This window comes from Streptomyces cacaoi (assembly GCF_006539165.1).
GTDB lineage: Bacteria > Actinomycetota > Actinomycetes > Streptomycetales > Streptomycetaceae > Streptomyces > Streptomyces cacaoi.
On the sequence record NZ_BJMM01000009.1, the window covers coordinates 1 to 25,699 of the forward strand.

Here is a 25,699-nt window from a genome sequence, read left to right on the forward strand (position 1 = left end):
GGCTGTCCGGGGGCCCGCCGTCGTGTCCGGGATCTCTCGCGGGGAGTCCGGCCGCTTCCGTGCCCGGTCCGGGCCTCGTCAATGGACGATGGACACGATCTCGCAGACGGCCTCCGCGAGTCGGCGCTCTCCTCGGATCCCGGCCCGGGCGAGGGCCGTCGCCGGGTCGATGCCGCGGGTGCACAGGCGCCAGGCGGTCTCCGCCGTCAGCCGCACGGACGCGGCCGGGCGCCCGTCCGGCGGTGCGGCCGGCGACCAGCCGTCCGTGCCGTCCGTTCCCGCGGTGACAGCGGCGCCGGCGGTGACGGTCCACGTGCCGCCGGCCGGCCCCTCCACGCTCACCTCGATCTGCGTCCCCTCCGGCGCGGGCGTGTGCCGCAGGGTGTGCGGCAGCGCCCGCATGAAGGTGTCCAGGACGGTGGACAGGGCGCGCGGTTCCGGGTCGGTTCCCCGGCCGAGCGCGTGGCGGATCTGCTGCCGGTGCGTCCAGTGCTCGGTGAACTCCCGGGCGGTGTCCAGCCAACCGGGCGCCGGGTCGACCCCCGCCCACGAGACCCCCAGCGCCGGCGCCTGTGGATCGGTGGCGGCGAAGTGCCGGGCGAGCCGTGTCCCGGCCGCCTCCAGGGCGTCGACGAGCGAGGCGGGGCTGTCCTCGGCGTGGAGATCGACCCACTCCTGGTTGGTGCGGTGGATGAACGCCTCCAGCGTCCCCCCGGGCGCGAAGACCCGCCGGTATCCGTCCGGTGCCTGCCCGAGCCGCCCGTAGCAGTCGCCGAGGAGGTGGACGGCGACGTCGTGCACGGACCAGCGCGGAAGCGCCGGCGCACGCCAGTCCGCGGGCCGCAGACCGCGCAGCGTGCCGAGCAGGGCCTCCAGCTCCGGGCGGAAGAGCGGACGCGCGTCGATCGGCTCGCCCAGCCAGGAAGTGCCGGGCGCACCGGGGGCCTTGGAACTCATGGCCGAAGCCTGCCAGCCGGGGCCGGAACCGGCCACGCCGTATCGGGCGGGCAGCCGCCGCACGCGGTTCCGCCCCCGCTCCGAAGACTGGCAGCCCGACTGTGAGCGCCCGCATGCTCAAGGTGTGTGGCAGCGCAGGAACCCGTCCCGGCTCGGCCGCCCGCGGACCCGGGCGGAGCGGGGGCCGGGGAGTGCTCGGACCTCGGTCAGTCCGGGGTCCGTTCCCGGAGGAGGTAGGTCGCGGTCAGGGCGACCGTGCGGTGCTCGTCGTGGGTCAGCCCGACCAGCGCCCGGGTCGCCGTCGGGCCGGGCACGGCGGCCAGTGCCTGGGCGAGCCGGCTGCGGACGGGCGGAGCTGCGGCGCCGTGGGCGAGACGGTCGAGGAGCCGGGCCACGATCCGTTCCGCCGTCGCCGGGTCGCTCGCCGGCACGCTCAGCGCGTCGGCCGCGTCGGTGTCCTGCGTTCCCTCCACGATCATGTCGATGAGCGTCGGCACGGCCTCGGGCGCTCCGCGTGCTCCCAGTTCCAGCGCCGCACACGCGCGGACCACGGCGTCGGGGTGTGCCAGGGCCCGGCGCAATTGGGCGGTGGCCTCGGGGCCGGGCAGTTCGGCGAGGGCGCGGACGGCGCGCTCCCGCACGGCGGCAGCGGGGGAGTCGAGGCCCTCGGCCAGCAGGGCAGGAGCACCGTCGCCCGACCGCGCCAGCGCCCACCGCAGCGCCCCGGCGACATTCGGCTCCGTCTCGTTCAACACCGCCTCGACCAGGGCGTCCACCGGCACCGGAACCTCCACCGGAACCTCGTCGGCCGGGGACGCCGGAGATGCCGGGGGAGCCGGGGAAGCCGAGGACGCAGACGACGCCGCCGACGACGAAGGGGCCGCCGACGCCGAAGGGGCCGCCGAGGACGACGGGCCCGCCGAGGACGCCGAGAGCAGGGCCGCGTGCTGGCGGGCGCCGGGGCTGGGGGAGCCGAGGGCCTGGAGGAGCGCGACGATCCGGAGGACGTCCTCCCAGCCGGCCGGGTCCACGGCGTCGATGCGGCGCAGCCGGGTGAGCAACTCGGTCTCGGCCGCGAGGCGTTCACGGGTCTGCCGGATGAGGTCGCCGACCAGCGCCGAGGGCGTGCAGCCGGGCTCGTCCAGCGCGCGGCGGATCTCCCGTAGCGACAGGCCCAGCGAGCGCAGGCTCTCGACGTGGAAGATCCGCCGGATGTCCGCCCCGGAGTACTCCCGGTAGCCGGAGCCCGTACGGCCCGAGGGGCGCACCAGGCCGAGCGCCTCGTAGTGCCGGAGCATGCGTGCGCTGACCCCCGACCGCCGCGCCACCTCACCGATCAACACACGCCCTCACCTTCCCTCTCGGCTCCCCCGGCCGTCCCCGAACCGGCTGGACTTCACTTCTCCTGATGCTCGTGCCCGCCGAGGGCCACGATCCGTTTCGCCTCCTCGATCGCCGGCTCGAAGCCCGCGTCCGGGTCGCGCAGCAGCCACTGGGTGGCGAGGGCGTGGGCCCGTACCCGTGCGTCGGGGAGCGCCGCCGCTGACCGCAGCGCGGGCAGGGCCGCCGCACCCAGCGCGACCAGCGCCCGGCTGAGGCTCAACTGCGTCTTCCGTCCCCCGCGCCCGAGCCGGGTCGCCAACGTCGCGGCCAGTGCGGGCTCCTCGCCTTCCGGTACGAGGACGACCGCGGCCCGCCAGGCGCTCCGTGCCACCTCGTCGTCGGCGTCGCACAGCAGTGCGCGGGTGATCGCCGGCCATGCCTGCCGGTCCCCGATCTTGGACAGGGTGTGCAGCGCCTGGCTGCGTGCCCGGGTGTGCCCCTCGCGGACTGCGCGGAGCAGCCCGGGGAGCGTCCTGGATGCCGGGTGGCGGGTGAGCGCCCAGGTCAGCATGTCCCGGACGAAGAACTCGGGTTCGACCGCGCACCGTGCGATGAGTGTGTCGACGTGGTGCGGCTCCGGCGTCGTGCCGAGCGTCAGCGCGGCGCTCAGCCGCACGGACACCCGGCCGTCCTCCAGCCCGTCGAGCGCCCGCCGCTCCGCCGCGTCCGGGGTGCCCCGCTCCTGGGGCGCCGCGTGCCGCGGGCCGGGTGCGTCCTGCGTGTGCTGCTGTGCGTGCTGTTGTGTGTGCTGCTGTGTGTTCTGCCACGGCCTTGCCATCGAGACCACCTCCTCGGCCCGCAGTGAAGCCCTTGTCACCGTGTCAAGGTCAACGCGGACCCGCACACGCACGCACCTCGCGCCCCCGCCTGTCCCGCTTCGAGGAGCGCCCGGCCTCGTCCGAGGAGCGCCCGGCCCTTCGGCGAGCCGGGAGGCACCCGCTCAGTGTTCGAGGTGGAGCCCGACCATGGGCAACGGGGTGTTCCGCTCGGTGACCGGGGCGCCGAGCGTCGTCTCCAGGATGGACTTGAACCGCTGCCACGCGCGGGGGTGCCGGGAGACGTAGTGGGCGAGGGCCTCGTCGGCCTCGTCCTGCGGGAGCAGGCGTGCGGTGGCCGCCGCCGGGCCGTGCCGTCCGACGGCGACGCGGACGCGGGGGTCGGCCCGGATGTTGCGGAACCACTGGGCCCGGTCGCCGAAGCCGGAGGTCACCACGTAGACGTCCGGCGTCGGATGGTCGATGACCTCCAGGACGACATGACGCCGGGCGCCGGTCTTCCGCCCGGTGTGTTCCAGCATCAGCGTCCGCGACCCGAACAGGAAGCCGAGCCTGGCCCGGTACAGGTGGATGGGGGCGCGCATCAGCCAGCGGGTGCGCAGGATGCGGGAGCCGTGCCGGGCGATCGCGCCGGAGGGTGCGGGGGGCTGGGACATGGGTCTCTCCTGGTGCGGATGTCAGGTGTGGTCCGGGCCGCCGCTCAGCCCGGTGCGGTAGATCGACAGCGTCTCGCCGGCCCAGCGCTCCAGGCCGTCGCCGGAGAGGGGGTCGACGCCGAGCACCTCGCGCAGCTGGTGGCGCAGCATCAGCACGGCGAGGTCGTTGACCAGCAGGACCGCCGCACGCACCTCGGGGTCGGCTCCGGCGTCGGCGGCGCCGGCCTGCACCAGCGTGGCCAGCGCGTCCTTGCTCGCCGTGTGCAGCCGGCGGAACAGCGCGGTGCCCACCGACCCGGGGGCCAGCAGGAGCCGGCCGAGATAGCCGGGGACGGGGGAGTCGGCCGGCAGGAACTCCGCCATCGCCTCGGCCAGGCTGGGCAGGCGTGTCGGGTCCAGCGCGCTGCTGTCCCCCTCCTCCCGCACGACCCGCGTCAGCATCGCTTCGAAGACGTCGGCCACGTGCGCGTCGACCGCCTCGCGCAACCCGTCCTTGGACTTGTAGTGCCGGATGACGAGCGCGGCGGAGACGCCGGCGGCCGCCGCGATGTCGCGGACGGTGACGGCGTCGGGGCCGCGCTCGGCGAACAGCCGCAGCGCCTCGTCACGGATCTTCGCGCGCGCTGTCCGGTCGTCGGGGAGTGAACGCATGTTTAGTAGGGTAAACAAACATTCACTCGCGTCAAGGCGCCCGCTCGGCCGGACGTCCTCGGGTGCCTCCGCTCCCGTTTCCGCTCGTGTCTACGGCTCGTCCGGCGGTCGTCTCCGCAGGGCCGGGCGCCAGCCGGGGCTCGTCGGGAGCTGCCAGCCCCGGTGGCGTGCGAGCAGGACGAGCGCGGCCCCCACGAAGGTCGCGCTGATCGAGCCGGCCATGGGGTGGCCCGCGCGCTCCAGCCCGGCCATCACGCCGCCGGCCACCAACGCGCAGGTCGCGTAGAGGGTGTTGCCGCCGAAGATGCGCGGCGCGCGCCGTATGACGATGTCGCGGACGAAGCCGCCCCCGACGGCGGTGATGACGCCCAGCAGGACGGCGGGCAGCCAGCCGAGGCCCAGCGCGAGGGTCTTCTGCGCGCCTGCCGCGGCCCAGCAGCCGAGGGCGAGGGCGTCGAGGAGGGGGAAGAGCCGGTCCCACAGCTTTCCCTCGACGCGCAGGACGAACACGAGGGCCGCGCCGCCCACGGCGGTGAGCAGGTAGGTGTAGTCGGTCAGCGCGATCGGCGTCCCGTGCTGGAGCAGTGTGTCGCGGATCAGCCCGCCGCCGAGCCCGGGCAGGATCGCCAGGCCCACGAACCCGACCAGGTCGAAGCGTTCGGCGCGGGCGATCACGCCGCCCAGCACCGCGTTGGCGAAGACGCCGGTCAGATCGAGCGCGCGCAGCAGGTCGGTCAGATGAGCCGTCGTGGTCACCGGCTCATTGTCCCCTTCGTGGGGATGCGCCCGGATGCGGGCGTCCGGTGGGCGCCGGGGCGGCCGGGGCCCGGGGCCGTCAGCGCCCGGCGGAGGCCGGGGCCGCTTCGTGCGCGGGGGTGTCGCGCAGGCCGAGACGCAGATGTTCCACGTGGTAGAGGGCCTGTTCGAGGAGTTCGGCGACGTGGTTGTCGTAGAGGGCGTAGACGATCGAGCGTCCGTGGCGTTCGCCGGTGACCAGGCCGAGGTTGCGCAGCAGCCGCAGTTGGTGGGAGCAGGCGGAGGCTTCCATGCCGACGGCCTCGGCGAGATCGCCGACGGCGCAGGGTCCTTCCTGGAGGCGGGCCAGGATGTGCAGCCGGGAGGGGGTGGCGAGGGCCTGGAGGGTGGCGGCGACATCCGCCGTGCCGACAGCGTCGAGGCGTTCGCGGCTGGTGGCGCCGCTGGTGGTGTCGCGTCCGTGGCCCATGCGTCCATCATACCGACGACACCTGAAGACCTGTTCAGGTATTCCTCTATAGTGGGGCCGTTGCCCTCGTCCCACCCGCGAAGGGGTGTCCTGCCATGTCTTCTTCCGTCCTCGACCAACGGGCGGCGCCGCCCGCCGACGGGCCGCGCCCGGCCGCCCCGCCGCCGCGCCGCACCCGCGTCCTGGCCCTCCCCGAGGCCCGGTGGGCGCTCGCGGCCCTGCTGCTGTTCCTCGCCGCGCTGCCCGTCCAACTGCTGGACGGGCCGGTGTGGTTGAGCGGGCCGCTGTTCGCCGCCGTCTACGTCGCCGGCGGCTGGGAGCCGGGCCTCGAAGGGCTGAAGGCCCTGCGGGAGAAGACGCTGGACGTGGATCTGCTGATGGTCGTCGCCGCGCTCGGGGCCGCCGCCATCGGCCAGGTGCTCGACGGCGCGCTGCTGATCGTCATCTTCGCCACCTCCGGCGCCCTGGAGGCCGTCGCCACCGCCCGCACGGCGGACTCCGTGCGCGGCCTGCTCGACCTCGCCCCGGCCACCGCCGCCCGGATCCTGCCGGACGGCACCGAGGAACGCGTCGGCACCGACCGACTCGCCGTGGGGGACACCGTGCTGGTCCGGCCCGGCGAGCGGATCGGTGCCGACGGCCGGGTGGTCGACGGGGCGAGCGACGTCGACCAGGCCACCATCACCGGCGAGCCGCTGCCGGTGGCCAAACTGCCCGGCGACGAGGTGTTCGCCGGCACCGTCAACGGCGCCGGGGCGCTGCGCGTACGCGTCGGGCGGGACCCGGCGGACTCGGTGATCGCCCGTATCGTGCGGCGGGTCGAGGAGGCCCGCGCGACCAAGGCGCCCACCCAGCTGTTCATCGAGAAGGTCGAACAGCGCTACTCGGTCGGCATGGTCGTCGCGACCCTCGCCGTCTTCGCCGTGCCGCTGGCCTTCGGCGACGCGCTGCGACCGGCGCTGCTGCGGGCCATGACGTTCATGATCGTCGCCTCGCCGTGCGCGGTCGTGCTCTCCACCATGCCGCCGCTGCTGGCCGCCATCGCCAACGCCGGGCGCCGCGGCGTGCTCGCCAAGTCCGCCGTCGTCATGGAACGCCTCGGCCGTGTCGACGCCGTCGCCCTGGACAAGACGGGCACCCTCACCGAAGGCGCACCGCACGTCACCGATGTGCGCCCGCTGCCCGGCAGCGGCCTGGACGACGACGCGCTCCTGGCGCTGGCGGCGTCCGCCGAGCACCTCAGCGAACACCCGCTCGCCCGCGCCGTGGTGGCCGCCGCCCGCGACCGCGGCCTGCCCCTCGCCGACGCCGCCGACTTCACCGCCGTCCCCGGGCAGGGCGTCACCGCCACCGTCGACGGCCGCACCGTGCGGGTCGGTGCGCCCGGCCGGCTGCCCGCGCCCGCCGCCCGCGCGCCGCAGCACGCGGTGGTGGCCGCGTTGGAGGACGCCGGGCGCACCGCGGTGCTCGTGCTGCGGGACGGGGCGCCCGTCGGGGTGCTCGGCCTGACCGACCGGCTGCGGCCGGACGCCGCGGCCACCGTCGCCGCACTCGGCCGGCTGACCGGCCGCCCCCCGGTGCTGCTGACCGGCGACAACGAGCGCGCCGCACGGCAGTTGGCCGCCGAGGCCGGGGTCACCGAGGTGCGCGCCGGGATGCTGCCCGAGGACAAGGCCGCCTTCGTCGAGGAGGCGCAGGCCCGAGGGCGGCGGATGCTGGTCGTCGGCGACGGCGTCAACGACGCACCCGCGCTGGCCGCCGCGCACGCGGGGATCGCGATGGGCACGGCGGGCTCCGATCTCGCCCTGGAGACCGCCGACGCCGTCGTCGTCCGCGACGAACTGGCCACCATTCCCTCGCTCGTGCAGCTCTCGCGCACCGCCCGCCGCCTGGTCGTGCAGAACCTGGTCGTCGCCGGGACGTTCCTGACCGTCCTGGCCGCCTGGGACCTCATCGGCACGCTGCCGCTGCCCCTGGGCGTCGCCGGGCACGAGGGCTCCACCGTCCTCGTCGTCCTCAACGGCCTGCGCCTGCTGCGCGAGGCCGCCTGGCCCCGGCCCGCCCGGGACGCCGCGTAGACGGACCCGACCCGCCGCGCCGGACCCTCACCGCAGGACGACGAGCGGTTGTTCGCGTCCGGTGTGCAGCCGCCACAACTCCCCTGCCACGTCGTCCGGTTCGTGCCGGGCGCCGGGGCCGACGGGGCCGACGATCGTCAGCTGCGCGACGTGCACGCCGCCGTCGGCGAGCGCGTCGTGGAGCATGCGCGTGTAGGCCGACTCGGCCGCGTAGGCCACGCCCGACACCGCACGGTCGCGGTGCGGTTCGACGGCGGCGCCGCCCGTGGTGAACAGCAGGGTGCCGCGGCCCCGGCGGCGCATGTCCGGCACGACCGCGCGGACGACCGTGGCGGCGGCCACCACGCTCAGCGCCAGCGCGCTCCGCACGTCGGACGGCGCGGTCTCCAGGACGGGCCTGATCCAGCCCAGGTCCGGCCGGGGGCTGAACAGCACCGCCTCGATCGGGCCGAGCCGCTCGCGCAGTGCGGCCAGCGCCCCGGTGAGCGCCTCCTCGTCGGTGACGTCCGCGGCTTCGGCCGCCGTGGTGAGACCCTCGGAGGCCGACGCGGCGGCGAGGCCCGCCAGGCGGTCGGTGTCGCGTGCGATCAGCCCGACCGGATGTCCCGCGCGGCCGAACCGCCGGGCCGCCGCGGCGCCCAGGCCGGGCCCGGCGCCGACCACGACGAACGCGCCCGCGCCGCTCACCGCGCCGCCCCGTCGACGCTCACCGTCAGCGCCTCGTGGGCGTCGATCTCCTCGCGCAGCCGCTCCAGCCGGGCGCGGGCACCGGCGAGCGCGTCGGAGCCGAGCAGCAGCCGCAGCGGCGGCGCGTCGCTGTCCACGGCCGTGGCGAGGGCCGCGGCGGCGCGGTCCGGATCGCCGGGCTGCCGGCCGGAGACGGCGAGTGTGGCGTCGCGGCGCTTGCCGGCGGTCTGCTCGTAGTCGTCCAGGCGTACCGGCGACTGCCGCATGGACGTGCCCGCCCACTGGGTGCGCAGACCGCCCGGCTCGGCGATCGTCACCGCGATGCCCAGCGGGGCGAGTTCGGCGGCCAGCGACTCCGACAGCCCCTCCAGGGCGAACTTCGTGGCGTGGTAGTGGCCGGTCGCGGGGAAGGCGGCCAGGCCGCCGAAGGAGGAGATGTTGACGACGTGTCCCGAGCGGCGCGCCCGCATACCGGGCAGCGCGGCCTTCAGGACCGTCACCACGCCGTGCACGTTGGTGTCGTACAGCGCGCGGACCGCCGCGTCCTCGCCCTCCTCGACGGCGGCCAGATAGCCGTAGCCGGCGTTGTTGACCAGGACGTCGATGTGCCCGAAGGTCTGCTCGCACGCGTGGACAGCGGCCGTCACCGACGCCGGGTCGGTGACGTCCAGGCGCAGAGCCAGTGCGCGGTCACCGTGCGCGGCGGCGAGATCGCGCACCGCCGCGCGGTCCCGGGCGGTGACGGCGACGCGGTCGCCCCGCTCCAGTGCGTGTGCGGCCAGGGCGCGGCCCAGCCCCTGGGAACAGCCGGTGATCAGCCAGGTGCGTGCCCCGTTCCTGCCGTGGCGCACGTCGTGCTGCATCTCGTCGTGCGCGTCGCTGTGCATGTCGTTGTGCTGGTCGCTGTGCCGGTCGTTGTGCATGCCTCCATGACAGTTCCGGTCCGGGGGACGTGCCACACCCTGCTGAGGGTGGCCCTCGCAGGGCCTGCCTCGCCGGGGGACCGCCGCGGAGGGCACGGCGGTGCGCAGTACCGTGTGACCGGATGGCACACGACGACAATCAGCTCGGTTCCTACCTGCGCAGCCGCAGGGAGAAGGTCGACGCCGCCTCCGCCGGCGTCGTCGGCCACACCCGGCGGCGGGTGAAGGGCCTGCGCCGCGAGGAACTGGCCCTGCTCGCCGGGCTCAGCCCCTCCTACTACGCCCGGATCGAGCAGGGCCGCGACCGGCGCCCCTCCCGCGAGATCCTCCAGGCGCTGGCCCAGGTGCTGCGCCTGGACGACACCGAGCGCGCCTATCTGTGGTCCCTGGCGATGCCCTCGCTGGCCCCTGCGGAGGACGACCCGGAGGCCGTCCGCACCGTGCGGCCCGGGGTGCTGCACCTGCTGGAGAGGTGGGCCGATCTGCCCGCCTTCGTCGTCGGCCCCGGCCGGGACGTGCTGGCCGGCACCGCGCTCGCCGCCCGGGTCAACCCCGCGTGGAGCCCGGGGCACAACCTCGTCCGCTTCACCTTCCTCGATCCGCGTGCCCGCACGGTGTACCCGGAGTGGGACGCGATCGCCCTCCAGGCCGTCGCCGGTCTGCGCACCACCGCCGCCGCACGCCCCGGCGAACTCGACGCTCTGGTGGCGGAACTGCGTGAGCACAGCGGGACGTTCCGGTCCCTGTGGGACTCCCACGACGTGTACGAGCGCACGACGGGTGAGAAGCAGCTGCGCGTCGACGGCGTCGGCGTCCTCCGGCTCCGGTTCGAGACCTTCGCGCTCACCGGCCCCGAGGGGCACGTCCTGTATGTGTACTTCGCCCGGCCCGGCAGCCCGGACGACGAAGCCCTGCGCGGTCTCATCTGAGAGCGTCCCCGAGCACCTGAGAGCCGTGGAGCGGGCCCGGCGGGCGGCCACGGACCGAACCGGCCCCGCCTCCTTGTGCGTTGACCACCCAATGTAGCGAATCATGCTGATCAACTGTGGAGAGTCGGCTGCGCGTGGGCCAAGGTGGGACGCGTTCGCGGGGCCCGGCCCCGCTCTCCAATTTCCCTCCCGAGGTGCCGATTTGATGCTGCCTCAGCGTGCCGAGGCGCGGCGGAACCGCCACGGAACCCCGCGGCGCACCGGCCCCGGCGCACCCCCTCCCGGTCACGTTGCGTATGTGTACGGGCAGGGCTGACGCCCGCGGCGCCTTGCTGTCCCACTCCTCTCCTCCGATGCGGACAACCCTCCGCGATTCCAAGGGAGTTTCGTGAACACTTCCCTCGCTGCGGTGGCCGGCGACCACATCGTCGAGCCGTACAGCCCCAACTGCGAGCGGCTGCTCGAAGCGGCCGATCACCTGCTGATCGGGGTCAGTCCGGGGAACAGCTACTTCGGGATTCCCACCCTCACCCGGATACTGACCTGGGCACACGCCACGTTCCGGCGGATCGACGTCATCGTCCCCGACCGTTCCCTGGCGGCCAACTACCGCGCCCAGGGCTACTCGGAACAGGTGGCGCACAAGAAGGCACGCACCGAGATCTCCAGCGTGCGGCGGCGGATCCGGCGTGCCTGGGAGCGCAGCGGCATCCCCGAGCACGAGCAGCGCACCCATCTGCTGTCCGAGCTGGCCCTGCTGCCCGCCTACGAGAAGCTGCACCGGCGGGTGCGGGAAGCGCTCGCCTCCGACGAGCAGGTCTTCGACGTCTGCCAACGGACGACCTCGCGGGCCGTGCCCGTCGCGGAGCAGACCGGCGAGGGCACGGGATCCGCGGCCGTCCCGGCCCCGGGCCCCCACCTCGCGCTGGACTATCTGATCGACGAGATGCCCTTCTTCATCGACACCCCGAGCATCCTCGGCGTCCCCTCCTCGCTGGTGAACTACCACATGCCGGTGCCGTTCGCCGGACTGCTCTACACCGGCGACGGCCCGCTGCGCGCGCCCTCCCACCAGGGCCTCATCCTGCTGCGGGACCGGGCGGCCGAACGCTGACGCGGCACGCCGACGCCCCTGCACCACGGCTCCGCGCCCGGCCTCCGGCGGGCGCGGAGCCGTCCCCGCCGCCCACGAAGGAGCCCACGCCGTGACCACCACCGCCACGCTGACCTACCCCTTCCACGACTGGAGCCAGGAACTCTCCCCGCGCTACGCGCAGTTGCGGGCGAGTGACGCCCCGGTCTGCCCCGTCGTCTCGGAGGGCACCGGCGACCCGCTCTGGCTCGTGACCCGTTACGCCACCGCCGTCAAGCTCCTGGAGGACTCGCGGTTCAGCTCGGAGGCCGCACAGGCGTCCGGCGCGCCCCGCCAGGAACCGGTCGAGCTGCGGGCGCCCGGCACCCGGGGCGACGCCATCGCGATGCTCCGCGAGGCCGGGCTGCGGTCCGTACTCGCCGACGGGCTCGGCCCCCGCGCCGTCCGCCGCCACCAGAAGTGGATCCACGAGTACGCCGAGACGCTGATCGGTGAACTGGTCGACCGCGAGGGGACGTTCGACCTCGCGCGCGAGTTCGCCGAGCCGCTCTCCTCGGCGGTGGTCTCCCGCACCCTGCTGGGAGAGCTGACATCCGACGAACGAGCCCGGCTCGTGGGCTGGGCCGACACCGGACTGCGGTTCTGCGGAGCCACACACGAGGAACAGGTGCGCGCCTTCACCGAGATGCACCGGTTCTTCCTGGAGCATGCGCGACGACTGGCCGCCGGGCCGGGCGAGCACCTGCTCAAGCACATCGCCGAAGCACCCACCCCCGCGGGACCCCTCAGCGACGAGGCGCTGGCCGAGGCCGCCGAACTCCTCGTCGTCGCCGGCTTCCCGACCTCGTCCGGATTCCTGTGCGGCGCGCTGATCACCCTGCTGCGGCACCCCGAGAGCGTCCAGGAACTGCACACGCACCCGGACCGGGTCCCCTCCGCCGTGGAGGAACTGCTGCGGCACACCCCCCTCGCCACCGGCGCGGCCAAGCGGATGGCCACCGAGGACCTGGAGCTCGACGGAGTGCGGATCGGGGCCGGGGAGGTGGTGATGGTCTCCTTCGAGGCCGTCAACCGCGACCCGGACGCCTTCGAGGACCCGGACCGCTTCCGGCCGGGACGCGAGGGACCGATGCACTTCGGGTTCGGCCGCGGCCGTCACACCTGCCCCGGCAACCGGCTGGCCCGCTGCCTCATCGAGGCGACGGTGCGCGCCGTGGCGTGCCACCCCGGGCTGCGGCTCGCCGTCGCCCCCGAGGAGATCCGCTGGCACGAAGGGCTCTTCTTCCGCCGTCCGCGGGCGCTTCCCGCCACCTGGTGAACCGCCCCGAGGAGAACCATGTCGACGAAACCCCCTGCCGGGCAGCCCGCGACGGCGGAGGTGTCCGCCCCCGCTCGGCTGTCCAGGGACCGGGCGCTGCTCCTGGCCGTCCTGGTGACCGCCACATTCACCATGATCCTCAACGAGACGATCATGAGCACGGCGCTGCCCCGGCTGATGGCCGACCTCCATCTCACCGCGTCCACCGCCCAGTGGCTGACGACCGGGTTCACCCTCGTCATGGCGATCGTGGCGCCCACGACCGGCTTCCTGCTCCAACGCCTCGGCTCCCGTACGGTCTTCCTCGCCGGAACCGGCGCGTTCGCCGCCGGCACCCTGCTGGCCCTGCTGGCCCCGGGGTTCGAGGTGCTGATGGCCGCACGGGTGACACAGGCGTGCGGCACGGCCGTGATGCTGCCGCTGCTGACGACGACCATCGCCCGGATCGTGCCCGCCGCCCGGCTGGGCCAGTACCTGGGACTCGCCACGATCGCGGTGAGCTTCGCCCCCGCCGTGGGCCCGCCGTTGTCCGGGCTCATCGTCGACGCGCTCGGCTGGCGCGGCATCTTCCTGGTGCTGCTGCCGGTCGGGCTCGCGGCCCTCGTGCTCGGCGCCGCGAAGCTCCGCGACCACGACGCCCCGGAGCGGGTCGGGCTCGACGGCTGGTCGATCCCCCTGTGCGCCCTCGCCTTCGGCGGTCTGGTGCACGGGGCGGCCGCGCTCGGCGAGGGCCACGCCGTCGCTCCGCCGTGGCTCCTGGTGGCGGTCGGCGCGGTCGCGCTGGCCGCGTTCGTCGCACGGCAGGTCGCCCGCGAACGACGCGGCCACAGCCCGCTGTTGAACCTGCGCCCCTTCGCCCGCCGCCCGTTCGCGCTCGCCACGGCACTGCTGAGCCTGAGCGTGCTGGGGCAGGCCGGCTCGATGATGCTGCTGCCGCTCCATCTCCAGGAGTCGCTCGGCGTCAGCACCCGCACGGCCGGGCTCCTGCTGCTGCCGGGGGGCCTCGCCCTGGCCCTTCTCGCGCCGCCCGTGGGCCGCCTCTGCGACCGGTTCGGCCCCCGCCCCCTGCTGCTGAGCGGCAGCGGGGTGCTCACCGCCTCGCTCGCCGGTCTCGGAGTGCTCGCCGGGCACGAGGTGTCGCTGCCCACCGTCGCTGCCGTCTATCTGGCGGTCAACACCGGCGTCATCTGCATCACGGGTGCGGCGATGTCGGCCGCCATGGGATCCCTGCCCCCGTCCCTCCACCCGTACGGCAGTGCGACGTTGAGCACGCTGCAACCCCTCGTCGCCGCCCTCGCCACCGCCCTGTACATCAGCGTCATGTCGCGGGCCCGCGCCGCCGGGCTCGGCGACGGACTGGGCCCGGCGGCGGCCGGAGCCGCGGGCGCCCGGGCCGCGTTCCTCCTCGGCGCCCTCATCTCGTCCCTCGGTATCGCCCTGGCCTGCCTCTTCCGGCGCCCCGCGCCCACCACGGCGTCCGCCCCGGCGCACTGACCGCACCGGCCGCCGGCTCCCCGGTCGCGTTCCCCGGGGAGCCGGCGCGGCCGGCCGTTCGGAGCCGCCCGGCAGGCCGTGCCCGGCGGACGGTCCCTCCCACCGACCGGGATCCGGGGCGGCACCGCCCCCGCCCGGCGCCGTATGTGTGGAGGCCGGCAGCCGTCGAGCACCCCGCCGGGTGCGGGAACCGGAGGGAACCGGATGACCACTGCTCCGCACGCCGTACCGCCGCTCCGGCGGGACCTCGGGCTGGGGACGACGCCGCGGGTGGCCGAGACGGCCGTGGCCGCCGAACGGCGCGGCGTGGACAGGATCCTCGTGCCGGAGACCGCCCAGGACCCCTTTCCCCCGCTGGCCGTCGCCGCCTCCCGCACAGAGACCGTCGAGGTGGCCACCGGCGTGGCCGTCGCCTTCGCACGTACGCCCATGACCCTCGCCTCCAGCGCCTGGACGCTCCAGCAGCTCTCCGGGGGCCGGGCCGTGATCGGCCTGGGCTCGCAGGTGAAGGCGCACATCACCCGGCGGTTCTCCATGCCGTGGTCGAGCCGGGCCGCCCGGATGCGGGAGTTCGTCACCGCCGTCCGCACCATCTGGCACAGCTGGCAGACCGGTGAAGAGCTCGACTTCCGGGGCGAGTTCTACACCCACACGCTGATGAACCCGGCGTTCGACCCGGGGCCGCTGGAGCACGGCGCGCCCCGCGTCCTCGTCGCGGCCGTCGGAGCGCGGATGGCGGCCACGGCGGGGGCGGTCGGCGACGGTGTGATCTGCCATCCGTTCAATACCGTCCCGTACGTCACCGAACGGGTCGCGCCCGGCGTGCTGGCGGCCCGCGCCGCCGCGGAGGCCGACGGGATGCCGTGGACGGGCCCGTCCGCCCGGCCCTTCGAACGCGTCGGCACCGTGTTCACGGTGACCGGCCGCACCGAGGAGGAGTACCGGCACAGCCTCGCGGGCATCCGTGCGCGCCTCGCCTTCTACGGCTCGACCCCGGCGTACCGGCCGGTGCTGGAGCATCACGGATGGGGCGCGCTCCAGGGCGAGTTGGGCACGCTCGCGCGGCAGGGGCGCTGGCCGGAGATGGGGCGGCTGATCGACGACGAGGTGCTGAACGCCTTCGCCGTGGTCGCGGAGGACCCCGCCGAGGCGGGCCGCCGGGTCCGGGAGCGCTGCACCGGCGTCTACCACCGGGTGTCGGTGTCGCTCGCGGACGGCGCGGATCCGGCGCTCGCGCTGGACGTCCTCGACGGCGTCCGCGCCGACGGCTGAACGGCCGCCGCCCGACGCCGTCCCCGGGGGATGAGGGGACTGATCCGGCCCGGTCCGAGGGCCGGATCGCGGCGGACCCCCGGCCGCCTATACTGGGCCGGGTAAAGAGTGCTCTCTATCGGGACAGTTGCCGAGGGCGGCCGGGAGCGGCCCCGGACTGCCGAGAGCAACGCGCCTCCCCGGACAGGACAGAGCCCGCCCATGACAAGCGACCGGAAGAGCGCCTCCGCGCCCGCGGGGCAGGGGAGCCGGCGGCTCGCCGAGACGGTGGCGGGGCTGATCGAGAAGGACATCGTGAAGGAGGGGCTGCCTGCCGGGGCGGTCCTCGGGTCCGAGCGGGAGCTGATCGAGCGCTACGGCGTGAGCCGTGCCGTCTTCCGCGAGGCCGTGCGGCTCGTCGAGCGCCACCAGATGGCGCGTATGCGGCGCGGGCCGGGCGGCGGCCTCGTCGTCACCGAACCGGACCCGGGCATCGTCCGGGACGCCGCCCGGGTCTATCTCCGGCACGCGGCCGTCAGCCGCCGCCAGTTGCTGGAGACGCGGACGGCCCTGGAGCTGGCGGGGGTCGCCACGGCGACGGAGCGGCTGACCGAGTCCGGCATCGCCCGGCTGACGGAGGCGCTCGACACCGAGCAGCGGCTCATGGAGCAGGGCGTGACGCTCGGGCACGCGCGGAACCTGCACAGCGTGATCGCCGAACTGGCCGGGAATCCGGCCGTGTTGCTCTTCGTCGAGGTGCTCGCGCAGCTCGATCAGGACATGGTGCAGGAGGAGTGGGAGGCGGGCGGGCCCCCGGAGGAGGGGGGCCGCGAGGCCGCCGAGCGGTCCCATGAGGCGCACCGGGCGATCGTGGCGGCCATCGTCGCCGGTGACGCCCCGCTGGCGCAGCACCGGATGCGGCGCCATCTCCAGGCCATCGCGGAGCTGTTGCCCGACGAGGCGTCCGAGTAGCTCCCCCTAGGGGCCGGGCCCGGCAGCCGCGGACCTCAAGAGGGCACTCTTTGCCGGGTGTTGCTCCTCCGATCGGTTCGGTGAGTCTTCCCCTGCTGGTGTGAGGTGCTTCGGCGCTGCACAGCCCTGGGCGTGCGGTCGGGTAATGAGTACACTGAATTGGTGTTGAGCTGCCGCTGAGCCGGCGTCATCCGATCGACGGCAACACCGGCGAACGCCGGGGCGCTCACCGCGACTCCTGAAAGGGACGTCCTCATGACCTCACAGACCCGGCAGACCCGGCCGCCCCACGGCCCGTACGCCCCGGACGGTCTTCTGCACCACCTCGGTCTCCCCGCCAGGGGCGCCGTCTACGATCTCTCCTCCGGCTGGTGGCGGCACATGCCCACCTTCGACGGCTATCCGCGCTTCGAGGTCGTCACCTACAACTCCCCGCACGGCGAACGGGTCTCCGAACGCTTCCCGTTCGACGAACCCGAGGAGAACCAGGTCCAGATGGGCTATGTCTCCGAGCTGATGTCGGGCAGCCTGCACACCGGCACCCATATCGACGCACTGTGCCATGTGACCTGCGGCGCGTACGACGAGTGGCACGGCGGCGTCCGGGCCGGCGACGCGCTGGGCGACCACGGCGCCGAACGCGACGACGCCGCGCAGCTGGCACCCGTCGTCGGCCGCGGCGTACTGCTCGACATACCCGCGGCCCTCGGAACCGACGTCCTGCCACCGCACTTCGCCGTGGGCGAGGAGCATCTGCGGCAGGCGGCGGACGCCGCCGGCGTCGTCGTCCACGACGGCGACATCGTGCTGGTACGCACCGGCCAGATGCGGTTCTGGCCCGACATGGAGCGGATCCGGGAGCGCAGCGGCGGCAGCGGCGTCGGGCTGGACGGGGCGCGGTGGCTCGTCGCGCAGGGCGCGCGGTACGTGGGCGCCGACACCATGTCGTTCGAGGTCCGGCCGTCGGCCGTGCCCGGCAACCAGCTCCCGGTGCATCTGTATCTGCTCCACGAACAGGGCATCCACATCATGGAATGGGTCGACTGCGAGGGCCTCGCGGCCGACGGGATCGCCGCATTCCTCTTCGTGGCCCTCCCGTTGACGATCCGCGGCGGCACGGGCTCCCCGATCCGCCCGATCGCCGTGGCGTGACCGGGCGGAGCAGCACCGGCGGACAGCCGGCCGGCACGAACGGACGGCCGACGGACAGCGGACGGACAGCGGACGGACACGGGAGACGGGGGCGCGATGCACCACGGGATGGCCTTCTCCGCACTGACACCGGTGGCGTTCGCCGCGCGCGCCGCCAAGGTGTACGCCGACCGGCCCGCGGTCGTCGACGGCGCGCTGCGCTACTCGTACGCCGAACTCTGGTCGCGGGCCCGGAGACTGGCCGGTGTGCTGGCCGGGCACGGCGTGCGGCCGGGCGACCGGGTGGCCGTCCTCGCGCCCAACACCCATGTGCTGCTGGAGGCGCACTACGGGGTACCGCTGGCCGGCGCGGTACTGGTCGCGCTCAACACCCGGCTGGCCCCCGCGGAGATCGGCTACATCCTGGAGCACTCCGGCGCCCGGCTGGTGCTCGTGGACGCCGCGTGCGGCGGCGCGCTCACCGAGACGCTGGGCAGGTGCGCGGCCCGGCCGCGGGTGATCGAAGCGGGCGGAGAACCCGAGGACGCGTACGAGTCGTTGCTCGCCGGCGCCGACGAGCACGCGGTGGAGGTCGCCGACGAGCGGTCCCTGCTGTCGATCAACTACACCAGCGGGACGACCGGCCGGCCCAAGGGCGTGATGTACCACCACCGCGGCGCCTACCTCCAGGCGCTGGCGATGGCGTACCACGCCAAGCTGGACACCTCGTCCCGGTATCTGTGGACGCTGCCGATGTTCCACACCAACGGCTGGTGCTTCCCGTGGGCGGTGACGGCGGCCGGTGCCGTGCACCACTGTCTGCGCGGGGTGAGCCCTCCGGAGATCTGGCGGGCCCTCCGCCGCGACGGCGTCACCCACTTCTGCGCCGCGCCCACCGTGCTGGCCATGCTGGCCGAGGACCCCGCGGCCCGGGTACCGCTGTCCCGGCCGGTGCGGGTGTTCGCCGGGGGCGCGCCGCCGTGGCCGTCGCTGCTGGCGCGTACCGCCGCGCTCGGTATCGAGGTGAGCCATCTCTACGGGCTCACCGAGACGTTCGGGCCGGCCGTCGTGTGCGAGCCGAAGCCCGAGTGGCGCGAGCTGCCGGCCGAGCAGCGGGCACCGCTGATGGCGCGCCAGGGCATCGCCAACGTCGTCGCCGAACCGCTGCGTGTGGCCGGGCCCGACGGCGCCGACGTGCCGGCCGACGGCGAGACGCTCGGCGAGATCCTGCTGCGCGGCAACGACGTGATGCTCGGCTACTACCGCGACGAGGAGGCGACCGCAGCGGCCACCACCGCCGACGGCTGGTTCAGGACCGGCGACCTGGGCGTCCTGCACCCGGACGGCTACGTCGAGCTGCGGGACCGGGCCAAGGACCTCATCATCTCCGGCGGCGAGAACATCACCTGCGTCGAGGTGGAGAGCGCGCTCGCGGAACACCCGGCGGTGCTGGAGGCCGCCGTCGTCGGCGCGCCGCATCCGCGGTGGGGCGAGGTGCCCGTGGCCTACGTCGTGCCGCGCACGGCCGTCCCGCCCGGCGAGCGCGAACTGGTCGCGTTCGTACGGGAACGCCTCGCGGGCTTCAAGGCGCCCCGTCGCATCGTCTTCGGCGAGCTGCCCAAGACCTCGACGGGGAAGATCCAGAAGAGCCGGCTGCGCGAGGCGGCCGCCCACCTCGCACTGGACCAGCCGGTCACAGGGCCGGAGGCATAGCGGCCGGACGGCCGGCTGACGGCCGCCGAGCCGGGGTGTAATGGGTGCACCCGGTGAGTGCTCCTATACTCGGACCCATGCAGTCCACGACGATCAGGCGTGCCGTCGCACGGGACGCCGAGTGCCTCACCTCGCTGATCCGGCAGTCCGGTGCCTACCGGGGGCGGTACGCCTCGATCGTCTCGGGCCACCGGGTCACGGCGGAGTACCTCGCCCGGCACCGGGTGTTCGCGGCCGTCGACGGGAGCGAGCGGATACGGGGCTTCTACTCCCTCGTACTGGAACCGCCGGAGCTGGACCTCGCGTTCGTCGCGGACGACGCGCAGGGGCTGGGCATCGGACGGCAGCTGATCGAGCACATGGTCGGCCAGGCCGGGGAGGCCGGGCTGACGAGCGTGCGTGTGGTGGCCCATCCGCCGGCGGAGGAGTTCTACCGGCGGATGGGCGCGGAGCGCGTGGGCACCGTCGCCCCGTCGCCGCCGAAGATCACCTGGGAGCGCCCGGAGCTGCGGTTCGCCGTCCCCGCGGGGGCGCGGGCCGGTGCGGGCGGGCCTCGGTGACGTCGAACGGGCGTCAGGGGCAGGGGAGTCGGGCCGTCACGCGCCGGGGCCTTCGGCCGTACGGGCAGCGGTGGACGTGCCGGGTGCCGCGCGGGTACCGGCCGGGTCCGTCCGCTGCGGCAGGTCGGCCAGGGCCGCGGCGCGTACCGCGCGGCGGTCGGGCTTGTTGTTGGCGGTGAGCGGGATCGCGTCGAGGAGCCGGAGCGTTTTGGGGATCTTGTAGCCGGCCAGGTCCGTCCGGCAGAAGGCGCGCAGTTCGGCCAGCTCGACCGTCGTGCCCCCGGCCGCCACGACGGCGACCTCGACCCGTTCGCCCCAGCGCTCGTCGGGCAGCCCGTAGACCACGGCGTCGGCGACGTGCGGATGGCTCAGGACGACCTCCTCCACCTCCCTGGGGTAGACGTTCTCGCCGCCGCTGGTGATCATCTCCTTCTTCCGGCCGGCGATGAACACCCAGCCGTCCTCCGTGCGGGAGGCGCGGTCACCGATGTGCACACCGTCGGCGCGGAACGTCTCCCGGGTCTCCTCCGGCAGCCCGTAGTAACCGCGGGTCCGCCAGGGGCAGTCGATCACCAGATCGCCGACGGCCCCGGCGGGCACCTCGTTCCCGTCCGCGCCGAGGATGCGGACTCTGGCGCCGGGCAGCGGCCGGCCCACCCCGGTGAACCGGCCCGCCAGCAGGTCCTCGTGGTCGAAGCCCAGGACGGAGCCGAACTCGGTGGCGCCGAACCCGGCACGGATCCTCGCCCGGGGGAAGTCGTGCAGCAGACCGCGTACGAAGCCGTCCGTGGACGGGGCGGAGCCGAAGCGGATGGCCGTCACGTTCTCGCGGCGGGCGGTGGCGAAGGACGGGTGTGCGCGCAGCGCGGTGAACATCGTCGGGGCGCCCATCAGCCGGCTGGCGCCCTCGTCGATGGCGGCGAGGGCCGCACCGGCGTCGAACCGCCGCTGGATCCACACCTCGCCGCCGGCGAGGAGCGGGGCCAGCAGGTTCGTGCCGAGCGTGATGTGGAAGAAGGGCGAGAAGAACAGCTCGATGTCGGCCGGGGTGCGCGGGTTGCCGTGCGCGCAGGTGTTCAGCCACAGCCACAGGCTCCGGTGGGTGTGGTAGGCGCCCTTGGGGGTCCCGGTCGTGCCGCCGGTCGCGAAGACGACGGCGAGGTCGTCCTCCGCCAGGGGCGGCAGGGGGCGGCGGTCGCCGCTGAGCGGCGCCGTCCGGTGTGCGACGGGCGCGGGTTCGGCGGCGGCGGGGAGTTCGACGACGCGGTGGCCCGTCTCGTGTGCGAGGGGCGCGTGGGCGGGGTCGGCGACCACGAGGCGCGGGCGCAGCGCGGTGAGGTAGGAGCGGGCCTCCGTCCCGGTCAGCCGGGCGTTGAGCGGTGCGGCCACCAGTCCGGCGGCGAGGGCGCCGAGGATCACCACGGTGTGCGGTATCGATGGTTCCATGGCGGTCACGACGCGGTCGCCGGGCTCCAGTCCGGCGTCCCGCAGCCCGGTGGCGACGGTGTCCATCGCGTCCGCCAGCCCGGCGAAGGTCAGTTCGCCGGAGTCGTCGCGCAGGGCGCGGCGGTGTGCTCCGTGCGGTTGGGCGCCGGTCGTGCGCAGCCAGTCCGGCAGTGTCAGTGCGTCGGCCACGAGGGTGCTCCCTTGCTCGTCAACTGCTCGTCGGTCGGTCGGTCGTCAGTCGGTCCTCGGGTGGTCGTCAGGTGGTCGTCGGCCGGTGCGCTCCGGGCGGGGAGCCCTCGGCAGATTAGCGGCTCGCACGGGAATTGAGTGCAAGCATCTGCTCATTGAGTGGACGCCCTTCTCTTCGGAGAGCCGCGGGGTGACCGGTCGGCGGGCGCGGTCGGTGTGCGGACCCTTCCGGCCTGTGGGACACGAGGTGTTCGGCGGGCGGCGGGTGGCGCAGGGTGGGGGAGCCGGGGTGCCGCCGGGCAGGCGGAGGCCCTTGTAGGCGATCGAATAAAGTGTACTCTTTTCAAAAATGAACCTCTCGCTCTCCTGCACGGGAGCGACCCGAGAACGGGGAGGGTGGATGGAGTTCGCCTTCGACGAAGCGGACGCGGCGTTCCGACGTGACCTCGTCGACTTCCTGGACCGCGAACTGGCCGACGGATGGGAGCGGTCCGAGTTCGGCCTCGGCAGCGCGGTCCACACCGACTTCTCCCGGAAGTTCGTGCGGACGCTCGCCGGCCGCGGATGGCTCACCCCGCACTGGCCCGAGCGCTACGGCGGTGGCGGCCAGGGAGCGTGGCAGCACTTCGTGCTCGGCGAGGAGATGTGGAAGCGGGGCGAGCCGCGCGGACCGCAGTACATGAACGTCAACTGGGTCGGCCCGTCCCTCATCAAGTACGGCACGGAGGAACAGAAGAGGACACTGCTGCCGCCGATCGCCCGGGGCGAGGTCTTCTGGTGCCAGGGCTTCTCCGAACCGGAGGCCGGAACCGACCTCGCAGCGCTGCGCACCCGCGCCGTACGGGACGGCGACGGCTATCTCCTCAACGGGCAGAAGATCTGGACGTCGTACGCCGACGGCGCCGACCACTGCTTCCTCCTCGCCCGCACCGGCACGGTCGCGGACGGCCGGAGAGGGATCTCCGTCTTCCTGCTGCCGCTGGACACACCCGGCGTCGAGGTCCGCCCGATCGACGGCTTCGTCGGCGACCACTCCTTCAACGAGGTGTTCCTGAAGGACGTGTGGGTGCCCCGCAGCCGTCTGCTCGGGGAGGAGAACAAGGGCTGGGACATCGTGCGCCGGACCCTCGCCTACGAGCGGGTCGGCGCCCCCCGGTACGCGCGCGCCGCCCTCGTGCTCGACGGGCTCGCCGACTGGAGCCGCACCCGCGGCCTGCTCCACGACCCCGGAGTCCAGGAGCAGTTCGGTGAGGCCCGGGCGCTCTGCGAGGCCGCGCGCCTCCTCGTCTACCGCGTCATCGACGAGCGGGCCAAGGACAAGGAGCCCTCGCCCAGGGCCAATCAGGCCCGCGCCGCCATGGTGCAGGCCGAGCGGGCCGTCGGCGATCTCGCGCTCGACGTCATGGGGAGCGAGGCCCTGGCCGAGGGCTCGCGGGGCGACGCGCAGTTCCGCAACTCGCTCGGCGCCGGCATCGCCGCGGGGAGCTACGAGGTCCAGCTCAACCTGATCACCCGCCTGATCCTGAAGCTGCCGAAGGAATAGCCGTGGATTTCGAACGATCCGACACCCAGCGCGCGCTGCTGGACGCGCTGGACACCCTGCTCGGCCGGTACGCCGGCACCGGGCGCAGCCGGGAGCCGGCCGCACGCGGCGCCTACGACCACGCACTGGAGTCCGAGCTGCGCACGGCCGGGTTCCTCGACCTGTTCGGCGACGACGGCGCCGGGCCGCTGGAGGCCACCCTGGCCGTCGAGCGGATCAGCGCGGCGCTCGGCGCCGTCACGCCGGTACCGCACCTCCTCGTGCTGCCCGCACTCGGACTGCCCGCGCACACCGGCCCCGTCGCCCTCGCGGCCCCGCCCGCGGGGGAGGAGCCGGGGCCCGTGCGGTACGGCGCCGAGGCCGGGCTGATCCTGCTCGCCGGGGCCGACCGGTGCGTGGCCGCCCCGCTCGACCCGGGGCAGGCCGAGCCCGTGCCCTCGGCGTACGGCTTCCCGCTGGCCCGGGTGGCCCCGGTCGCCTCCGGGCAGGGCGCGGAACTCCCGCCCGGCACGGCCGCGACCGTACGCGGCTGGTGGCGCGTCGGGGCCAGTGCCGAGGCCCTCGGCATGATGCGGCAGGCGTTCGACCTCACCGTGCGGTACGCCAAGGACCGCACCGTCTTCGGCCGCGCCCTCGGCTCGTTCCAGGCGCTGCAACACCGGCTGGCGGAGCTGAGCGTGCTCCTCGAAGGGGCCCGCTGGCTCGTCTACGAGGCGGCCTTCCTGGGCGCGCCCGCCGAGGCGTCGGCCGTCGCCGCGGCGCACACGACGGCGGCGCTGCGCCGGCTGACCCGCGAGACCCACCAGATCATGGGCGCCGTCGGGCTGACCCGGGAACACGATCTGCACCTGTGGACGCTGCGCCTCCAGGCGCTCCGGGCCGAACTGGGCGGGATGCGCGCACATCGGCGTGCCGCCTCGGCCGCGCGGTGGGGAGCGGCGGCGGCATGAGCGATCCGCTGGTTCTCACCCCGGAGCAGGAAGCGCTGGCCGACTCCGTGGGGCGCTACTGCGCCGACCACTGCACCGAGGAGGTGCAGCGGGCGGGCTCGGACGCGTTCCCGCTGCCCTTCTGGCGGGGACTGGCCGAACTCGGCGTCCTGGGCCTGACGTCGCCCTCGGAGGGCGGCGGCGCCGGCGAGGTCTGCGCCGTCGCCATGGAGCTGGGCCGGGCCTGCGCGCCGGGGCCGTGGGAGGGGACGGTCTTCGCGGCGCGGACGCTGCCGGACGCGGTCGCCTCGGCCGTCGCGTCCGGCAGCCGTCTGGTGTCGTTCGGGTCCCCGCCGCTGATGCCCTGGGCGCCGCTCGCCGGAGTCTTCGTCGAGACCGACGGCGTACAGGCGTGGCTGGCCCGGCCGGCCGGCGAGGTGACACCCGAGGAGACCCTGGGCAACGAGCCCTGGGGCCGGGTGGCGCTGGAACGCGTCGTCCCGCTGGACCGCGTCCGGGAAGCCACCGATCTGTCCCATGTGGCGCTCGCCGGATATCTGTGGGGCGCCGGGCGGCGGGTACTGGACACCGCGGCCGAACACGCCCGCACGCGGGAGCAGTTCGGCCGGCCCATCGGCTCCTTCCAGGCCGTCGCTCATCCGCTCGTGAACGCCGGTCTCGGGCTGGAGGCCGCGCACAAGCTGGTCCTCCTCGCGGCGCGTGCGCTCGACGGCGCGCACTGCCAGGCGTCCGGGCTCGCGGCGGCGGCGCGGCTGTCGGCCGGGCGGGCCGCCACGGAAGCGGCGTTCGTCGCACACCAGACGCTCGGCGCGATGGGCTACTCCGTCGAAGGGCCGGTCGGCCACATCGCACAGCGGATCCGGCACCTGTCCGTGGTGCCGGCGCACGCGCACGGAACAGGCGAACAGGTACTGACGATGTATGCGGGGAGCGGCCGGACATGACACACGAGCAGCGCACGAGCGGGCGGACCGACGAGCCGGAGGTGCTCTTCGAGAAGCGCGACCACATCGCCTGCATCACGCTCAACCGGCCGCACAGGGGCAACTCCCTGACCGGCGCGATGATGCCGCAGATGAGGGCGGTGTGGAGCGAGGTGCGGGACGACCCCGCGATCCGTGCGGCCGTCGTCACCGGCGCCGGCGACCGGCACCTGTGCACGGGCGCCGATGTGCACGCCGTCGCCGACCGGGGCGGAATGAGCACCGGCACGGGCCCGCTGACCGACGAGGTCTTCTGGTCGCCGCGGCAGAACCGGGTGTGGAAGCCGGTCATCTGCGCGGTCAACGGGCTGGCGGCGGGCGCCGGGCTGCACTTCGTCGTCGACGCGGACATCGTCGTCGCCTCCGAGCGGGCGGCCTTCATGGACACCCACGTCAACGTCGGCCTGGTCGGCGCGATGGAGAACATCGGCCTCGCCAAACGGCTGCCGCTGGGGTCGGCGCTGCGGATGACGCTGATGGGCAAGGGCTACCGGATGCCCGCCGACCGCGCCCACCAACTGGGTCTCGTGGACGAACTGACCGCCCCCGAGGACCTCATGGACACCGCCGAGGAGATGGCCCGGTGCATCGCCGCCAACTCGCCGGCCGCCGTCTCGCTCTCCCAGCAGGCCGTCTGGGGATCCCTGGAGATGAGCTACGCGCAGGCGTGCGAGTACGGCTGGGCGCTGCTGCGGATGCACTGGGCGCACCCCGACGCGAAGGAAGGCCCGCGCGCCTTCAGCGAGGGCCGCCCACCGCGGTGGACGACCCCGGCGGGCGAGGAAGGCTGA

At 74.4% G+C, this 25,699-nt stretch carries 24 protein-coding genes; 14 read left to right on the forward strand and 10 right to left on the reverse strand.

Features of this window, described 5'->3' with window-relative positions:
• Positions 1–78: 78 nt before the first annotated feature.
• The 7 genes from SCA03_RS11115 to SCA03_RS11145 all read right to left on the reverse strand — a co-directional run bounded on the left by SCA03_RS11115 (position 79) and on the right by SCA03_RS11145 (position 5,648).
• A complete protein-coding gene (locus tag SCA03_RS11115) occupies positions 79–957 on the reverse strand; it encodes a maleylpyruvate isomerase family mycothiol-dependent enzyme (protein WP_086814810.1) in 879 nt (292 codons plus the stop codon).
• A gap of 206 nt (positions 958–1,163) precedes the next feature.
• Positions 1,164–2,300 (reverse strand): HEAT repeat domain-containing protein, encoded by a 1,137-nt coding sequence (locus SCA03_RS11120; protein WP_086814793.1) that lies wholly within the window; start codon positions 2,298–2,300, stop codon positions 1,164–1,166.
• A 53-nt stretch (positions 2,301–2,353) separates the two neighbouring features.
• Entirely contained in the window at positions 2,354–3,118 is a 765-nt protein-coding gene (locus SCA03_RS11125) for a HEAT repeat domain-containing protein (RefSeq protein WP_086814794.1), read from the reverse strand.
• Between the two features lie 162 nt (positions 3,119–3,280).
• On the reverse strand, positions 3,281–3,772 hold the full coding sequence (locus SCA03_RS11130; RefSeq protein ID WP_030881025.1) for a nitroreductase family deazaflavin-dependent oxidoreductase: 492 nt from the start codon (positions 3,770–3,772) through the stop codon (positions 3,281–3,283).
• 21 nt (positions 3,773–3,793) lie between these two features.
• Complete coding sequence (locus SCA03_RS11135; RefSeq protein WP_086814795.1) at positions 3,794–4,423, reverse strand: TetR/AcrR family transcriptional regulator; 630 nt, start codon at positions 4,421–4,423, stop codon at positions 3,794–3,796.
• Between the two features lie 90 nt (positions 4,424–4,513).
• Positions 4,514–5,179: a trimeric intracellular cation channel family protein gene (locus tag SCA03_RS11140; RefSeq protein WP_086814796.1), complete on the reverse strand. Its 666-nt coding sequence runs from the start codon at positions 5,177–5,179 to the stop codon at positions 4,514–4,516.
• Positions 5,180–5,258: 79 nt separating this feature from the next.
• Positions 5,259–5,648, reverse strand: a complete 390-nt coding sequence (locus SCA03_RS11145) for an ArsR/SmtB family transcription factor (protein WP_030881034.1) — start codon at positions 5,646–5,648, stop codon at positions 5,259–5,261.
• Positions 5,649–5,743: 95 nt separating this feature from the next.
• Here SCA03_RS11145 and SCA03_RS11150 point away from each other — a divergent pair, with 95 nt between their 5' ends.
• Positions 5,744–7,726, forward strand: coding sequence for a heavy metal translocating P-type ATPase (locus SCA03_RS11150; RefSeq protein ID WP_086814797.1), 1,983 nt, complete (start codon positions 5,744–5,746; stop codon positions 7,724–7,726).
• 27 nt (positions 7,727–7,753) lie between these two features.
• On the opposite strand, the gene SCA03_RS11155 is transcribed toward SCA03_RS11150, so the two are convergent.
• Both SCA03_RS11155 and SCA03_RS11160 read right to left on the reverse strand, forming a co-directional pair.
• A complete protein-coding gene (locus SCA03_RS11155) occupies positions 7,754–8,413 on the reverse strand; it encodes an SDR family NAD(P)-dependent oxidoreductase (protein ID WP_030888008.1) in 660 nt (219 codons plus the stop codon).
• Entirely contained in the window at positions 8,410–9,276 is an 867-nt protein-coding gene (locus tag SCA03_RS11160) for an oxidoreductase (protein ID WP_051846171.1), read from the reverse strand. Before SCA03_RS11160 ends, SCA03_RS11155 begins: the two co-directional genes overlap by 4 nt.
• Positions 9,277–9,458: 182 nt before the next feature.
• On the opposite strand from SCA03_RS11160, the gene SCA03_RS11165 reads away from it, so the two are divergent.
• The 9 genes from SCA03_RS11165 (at position 9,459) to SCA03_RS11205 (ending at position 19,797) form a co-directional block, all read left to right on the forward strand.
• Positions 9,459–10,265: a helix-turn-helix domain-containing protein gene (locus SCA03_RS11165; RefSeq protein ID WP_086814798.1), complete on the forward strand. Its 807-nt coding sequence runs from the start codon at positions 9,459–9,461 to the stop codon at positions 10,263–10,265.
• Between the two features lie 388 nt (positions 10,266–10,653).
• Positions 10,654–11,379, forward strand: coding sequence for a tRNA-dependent cyclodipeptide synthase (locus tag SCA03_RS11170; protein WP_086814799.1), 726 nt, complete (start codon positions 10,654–10,656; stop codon positions 11,377–11,379).
• Between the two features lie 91 nt (positions 11,380–11,470).
• Entirely contained in the window at positions 11,471–12,676 is a 1,206-nt protein-coding gene (locus SCA03_RS11175; RefSeq protein ID WP_086814800.1) for a cytochrome P450, read from the forward strand.
• 18 nt (positions 12,677–12,694) lie between these two features.
• The gene (locus SCA03_RS11180) at positions 12,695–14,170 is read left to right on the forward strand and encodes a DHA2 family efflux MFS transporter permease subunit (protein ID WP_086814801.1); all 1,476 of its coding nucleotides are present in this window, start codon (positions 12,695–12,697) and stop codon (positions 14,168–14,170) included.
• A 204-nt stretch (positions 14,171–14,374) separates the two neighbouring features.
• A complete protein-coding gene (locus SCA03_RS11185; RefSeq protein ID WP_174864491.1) occupies positions 14,375–15,442 on the forward strand; it encodes a TIGR03617 family F420-dependent LLM class oxidoreductase in 1,068 nt (355 codons plus the stop codon).
• A 201-nt stretch (positions 15,443–15,643) separates the two neighbouring features.
• The gene (locus SCA03_RS11190; RefSeq protein ID WP_086814802.1) at positions 15,644–16,393 is read left to right on the forward strand and encodes a FadR/GntR family transcriptional regulator; all 750 of its coding nucleotides are present in this window, start codon (positions 15,644–15,646) and stop codon (positions 16,391–16,393) included.
• A 255-nt stretch (positions 16,394–16,648) separates the two neighbouring features.
• A complete protein-coding gene (locus SCA03_RS11195; protein WP_030881057.1) occupies positions 16,649–17,545 on the forward strand; it encodes a cyclase family protein in 897 nt (298 codons plus the stop codon).
• 96 nt (positions 17,546–17,641) lie between these two features.
• Complete coding sequence (locus tag SCA03_RS11200) at positions 17,642–19,237, forward strand: AMP-binding protein (protein ID WP_086814803.1); 1,596 nt, start codon at positions 17,642–17,644, stop codon at positions 19,235–19,237.
• A gap of 77 nt (positions 19,238–19,314) precedes the next feature.
• Positions 19,315–19,797: a GNAT family N-acetyltransferase gene (locus SCA03_RS11205; RefSeq protein WP_086814804.1), complete on the forward strand. Its 483-nt coding sequence runs from the start codon at positions 19,315–19,317 to the stop codon at positions 19,795–19,797.
• A gap of 36 nt (positions 19,798–19,833) precedes the next feature.
• On the opposite strand, the gene SCA03_RS11210 is transcribed toward SCA03_RS11205, so the two are convergent.
• On the reverse strand, positions 19,834–21,432 hold the full coding sequence (locus SCA03_RS11210) for a class I adenylate-forming enzyme family protein (RefSeq protein ID WP_086814805.1): 1,599 nt from the start codon (positions 21,430–21,432) through the stop codon (positions 19,834–19,836).
• A gap of 400 nt (positions 21,433–21,832) precedes the next feature.
• Here SCA03_RS11210 and SCA03_RS11215 point away from each other — a divergent pair, with 400 nt between their 5' ends.
• The 4 genes from SCA03_RS11215 to SCA03_RS11230 are packed head-to-tail and all read left to right on the forward strand — an operon-like array spanning position 21,833 to position 25,699.
• Entirely contained in the window at positions 21,833–22,975 is a 1,143-nt protein-coding gene (locus SCA03_RS11215; RefSeq protein ID WP_030881069.1) for an acyl-CoA dehydrogenase family protein, read from the forward strand.
• A 2-nt stretch (positions 22,976–22,977) separates the two neighbouring features.
• Positions 22,978–23,925 (forward strand): acyl-CoA dehydrogenase family protein, encoded by a 948-nt coding sequence (locus SCA03_RS11220; protein WP_030881071.1) that lies wholly within the window; start codon positions 22,978–22,980, stop codon positions 23,923–23,925.
• On the forward strand, positions 23,922–24,869 hold the full coding sequence (locus SCA03_RS11225) for an acyl-CoA dehydrogenase family protein (RefSeq protein ID WP_086814812.1): 948 nt from the start codon (positions 23,922–23,924) through the stop codon (positions 24,867–24,869). The genes SCA03_RS11220 and SCA03_RS11225 overlap by 4 nt, the downstream gene beginning before the upstream one ends.
• On the forward strand, positions 24,866–25,699 hold the full coding sequence (locus tag SCA03_RS11230; protein ID WP_030887973.1) for an enoyl-CoA hydratase/isomerase family protein: 834 nt from the start codon (positions 24,866–24,868) through the stop codon (positions 25,697–25,699). The genes SCA03_RS11225 and SCA03_RS11230 overlap by 4 nt, the downstream gene beginning before the upstream one ends.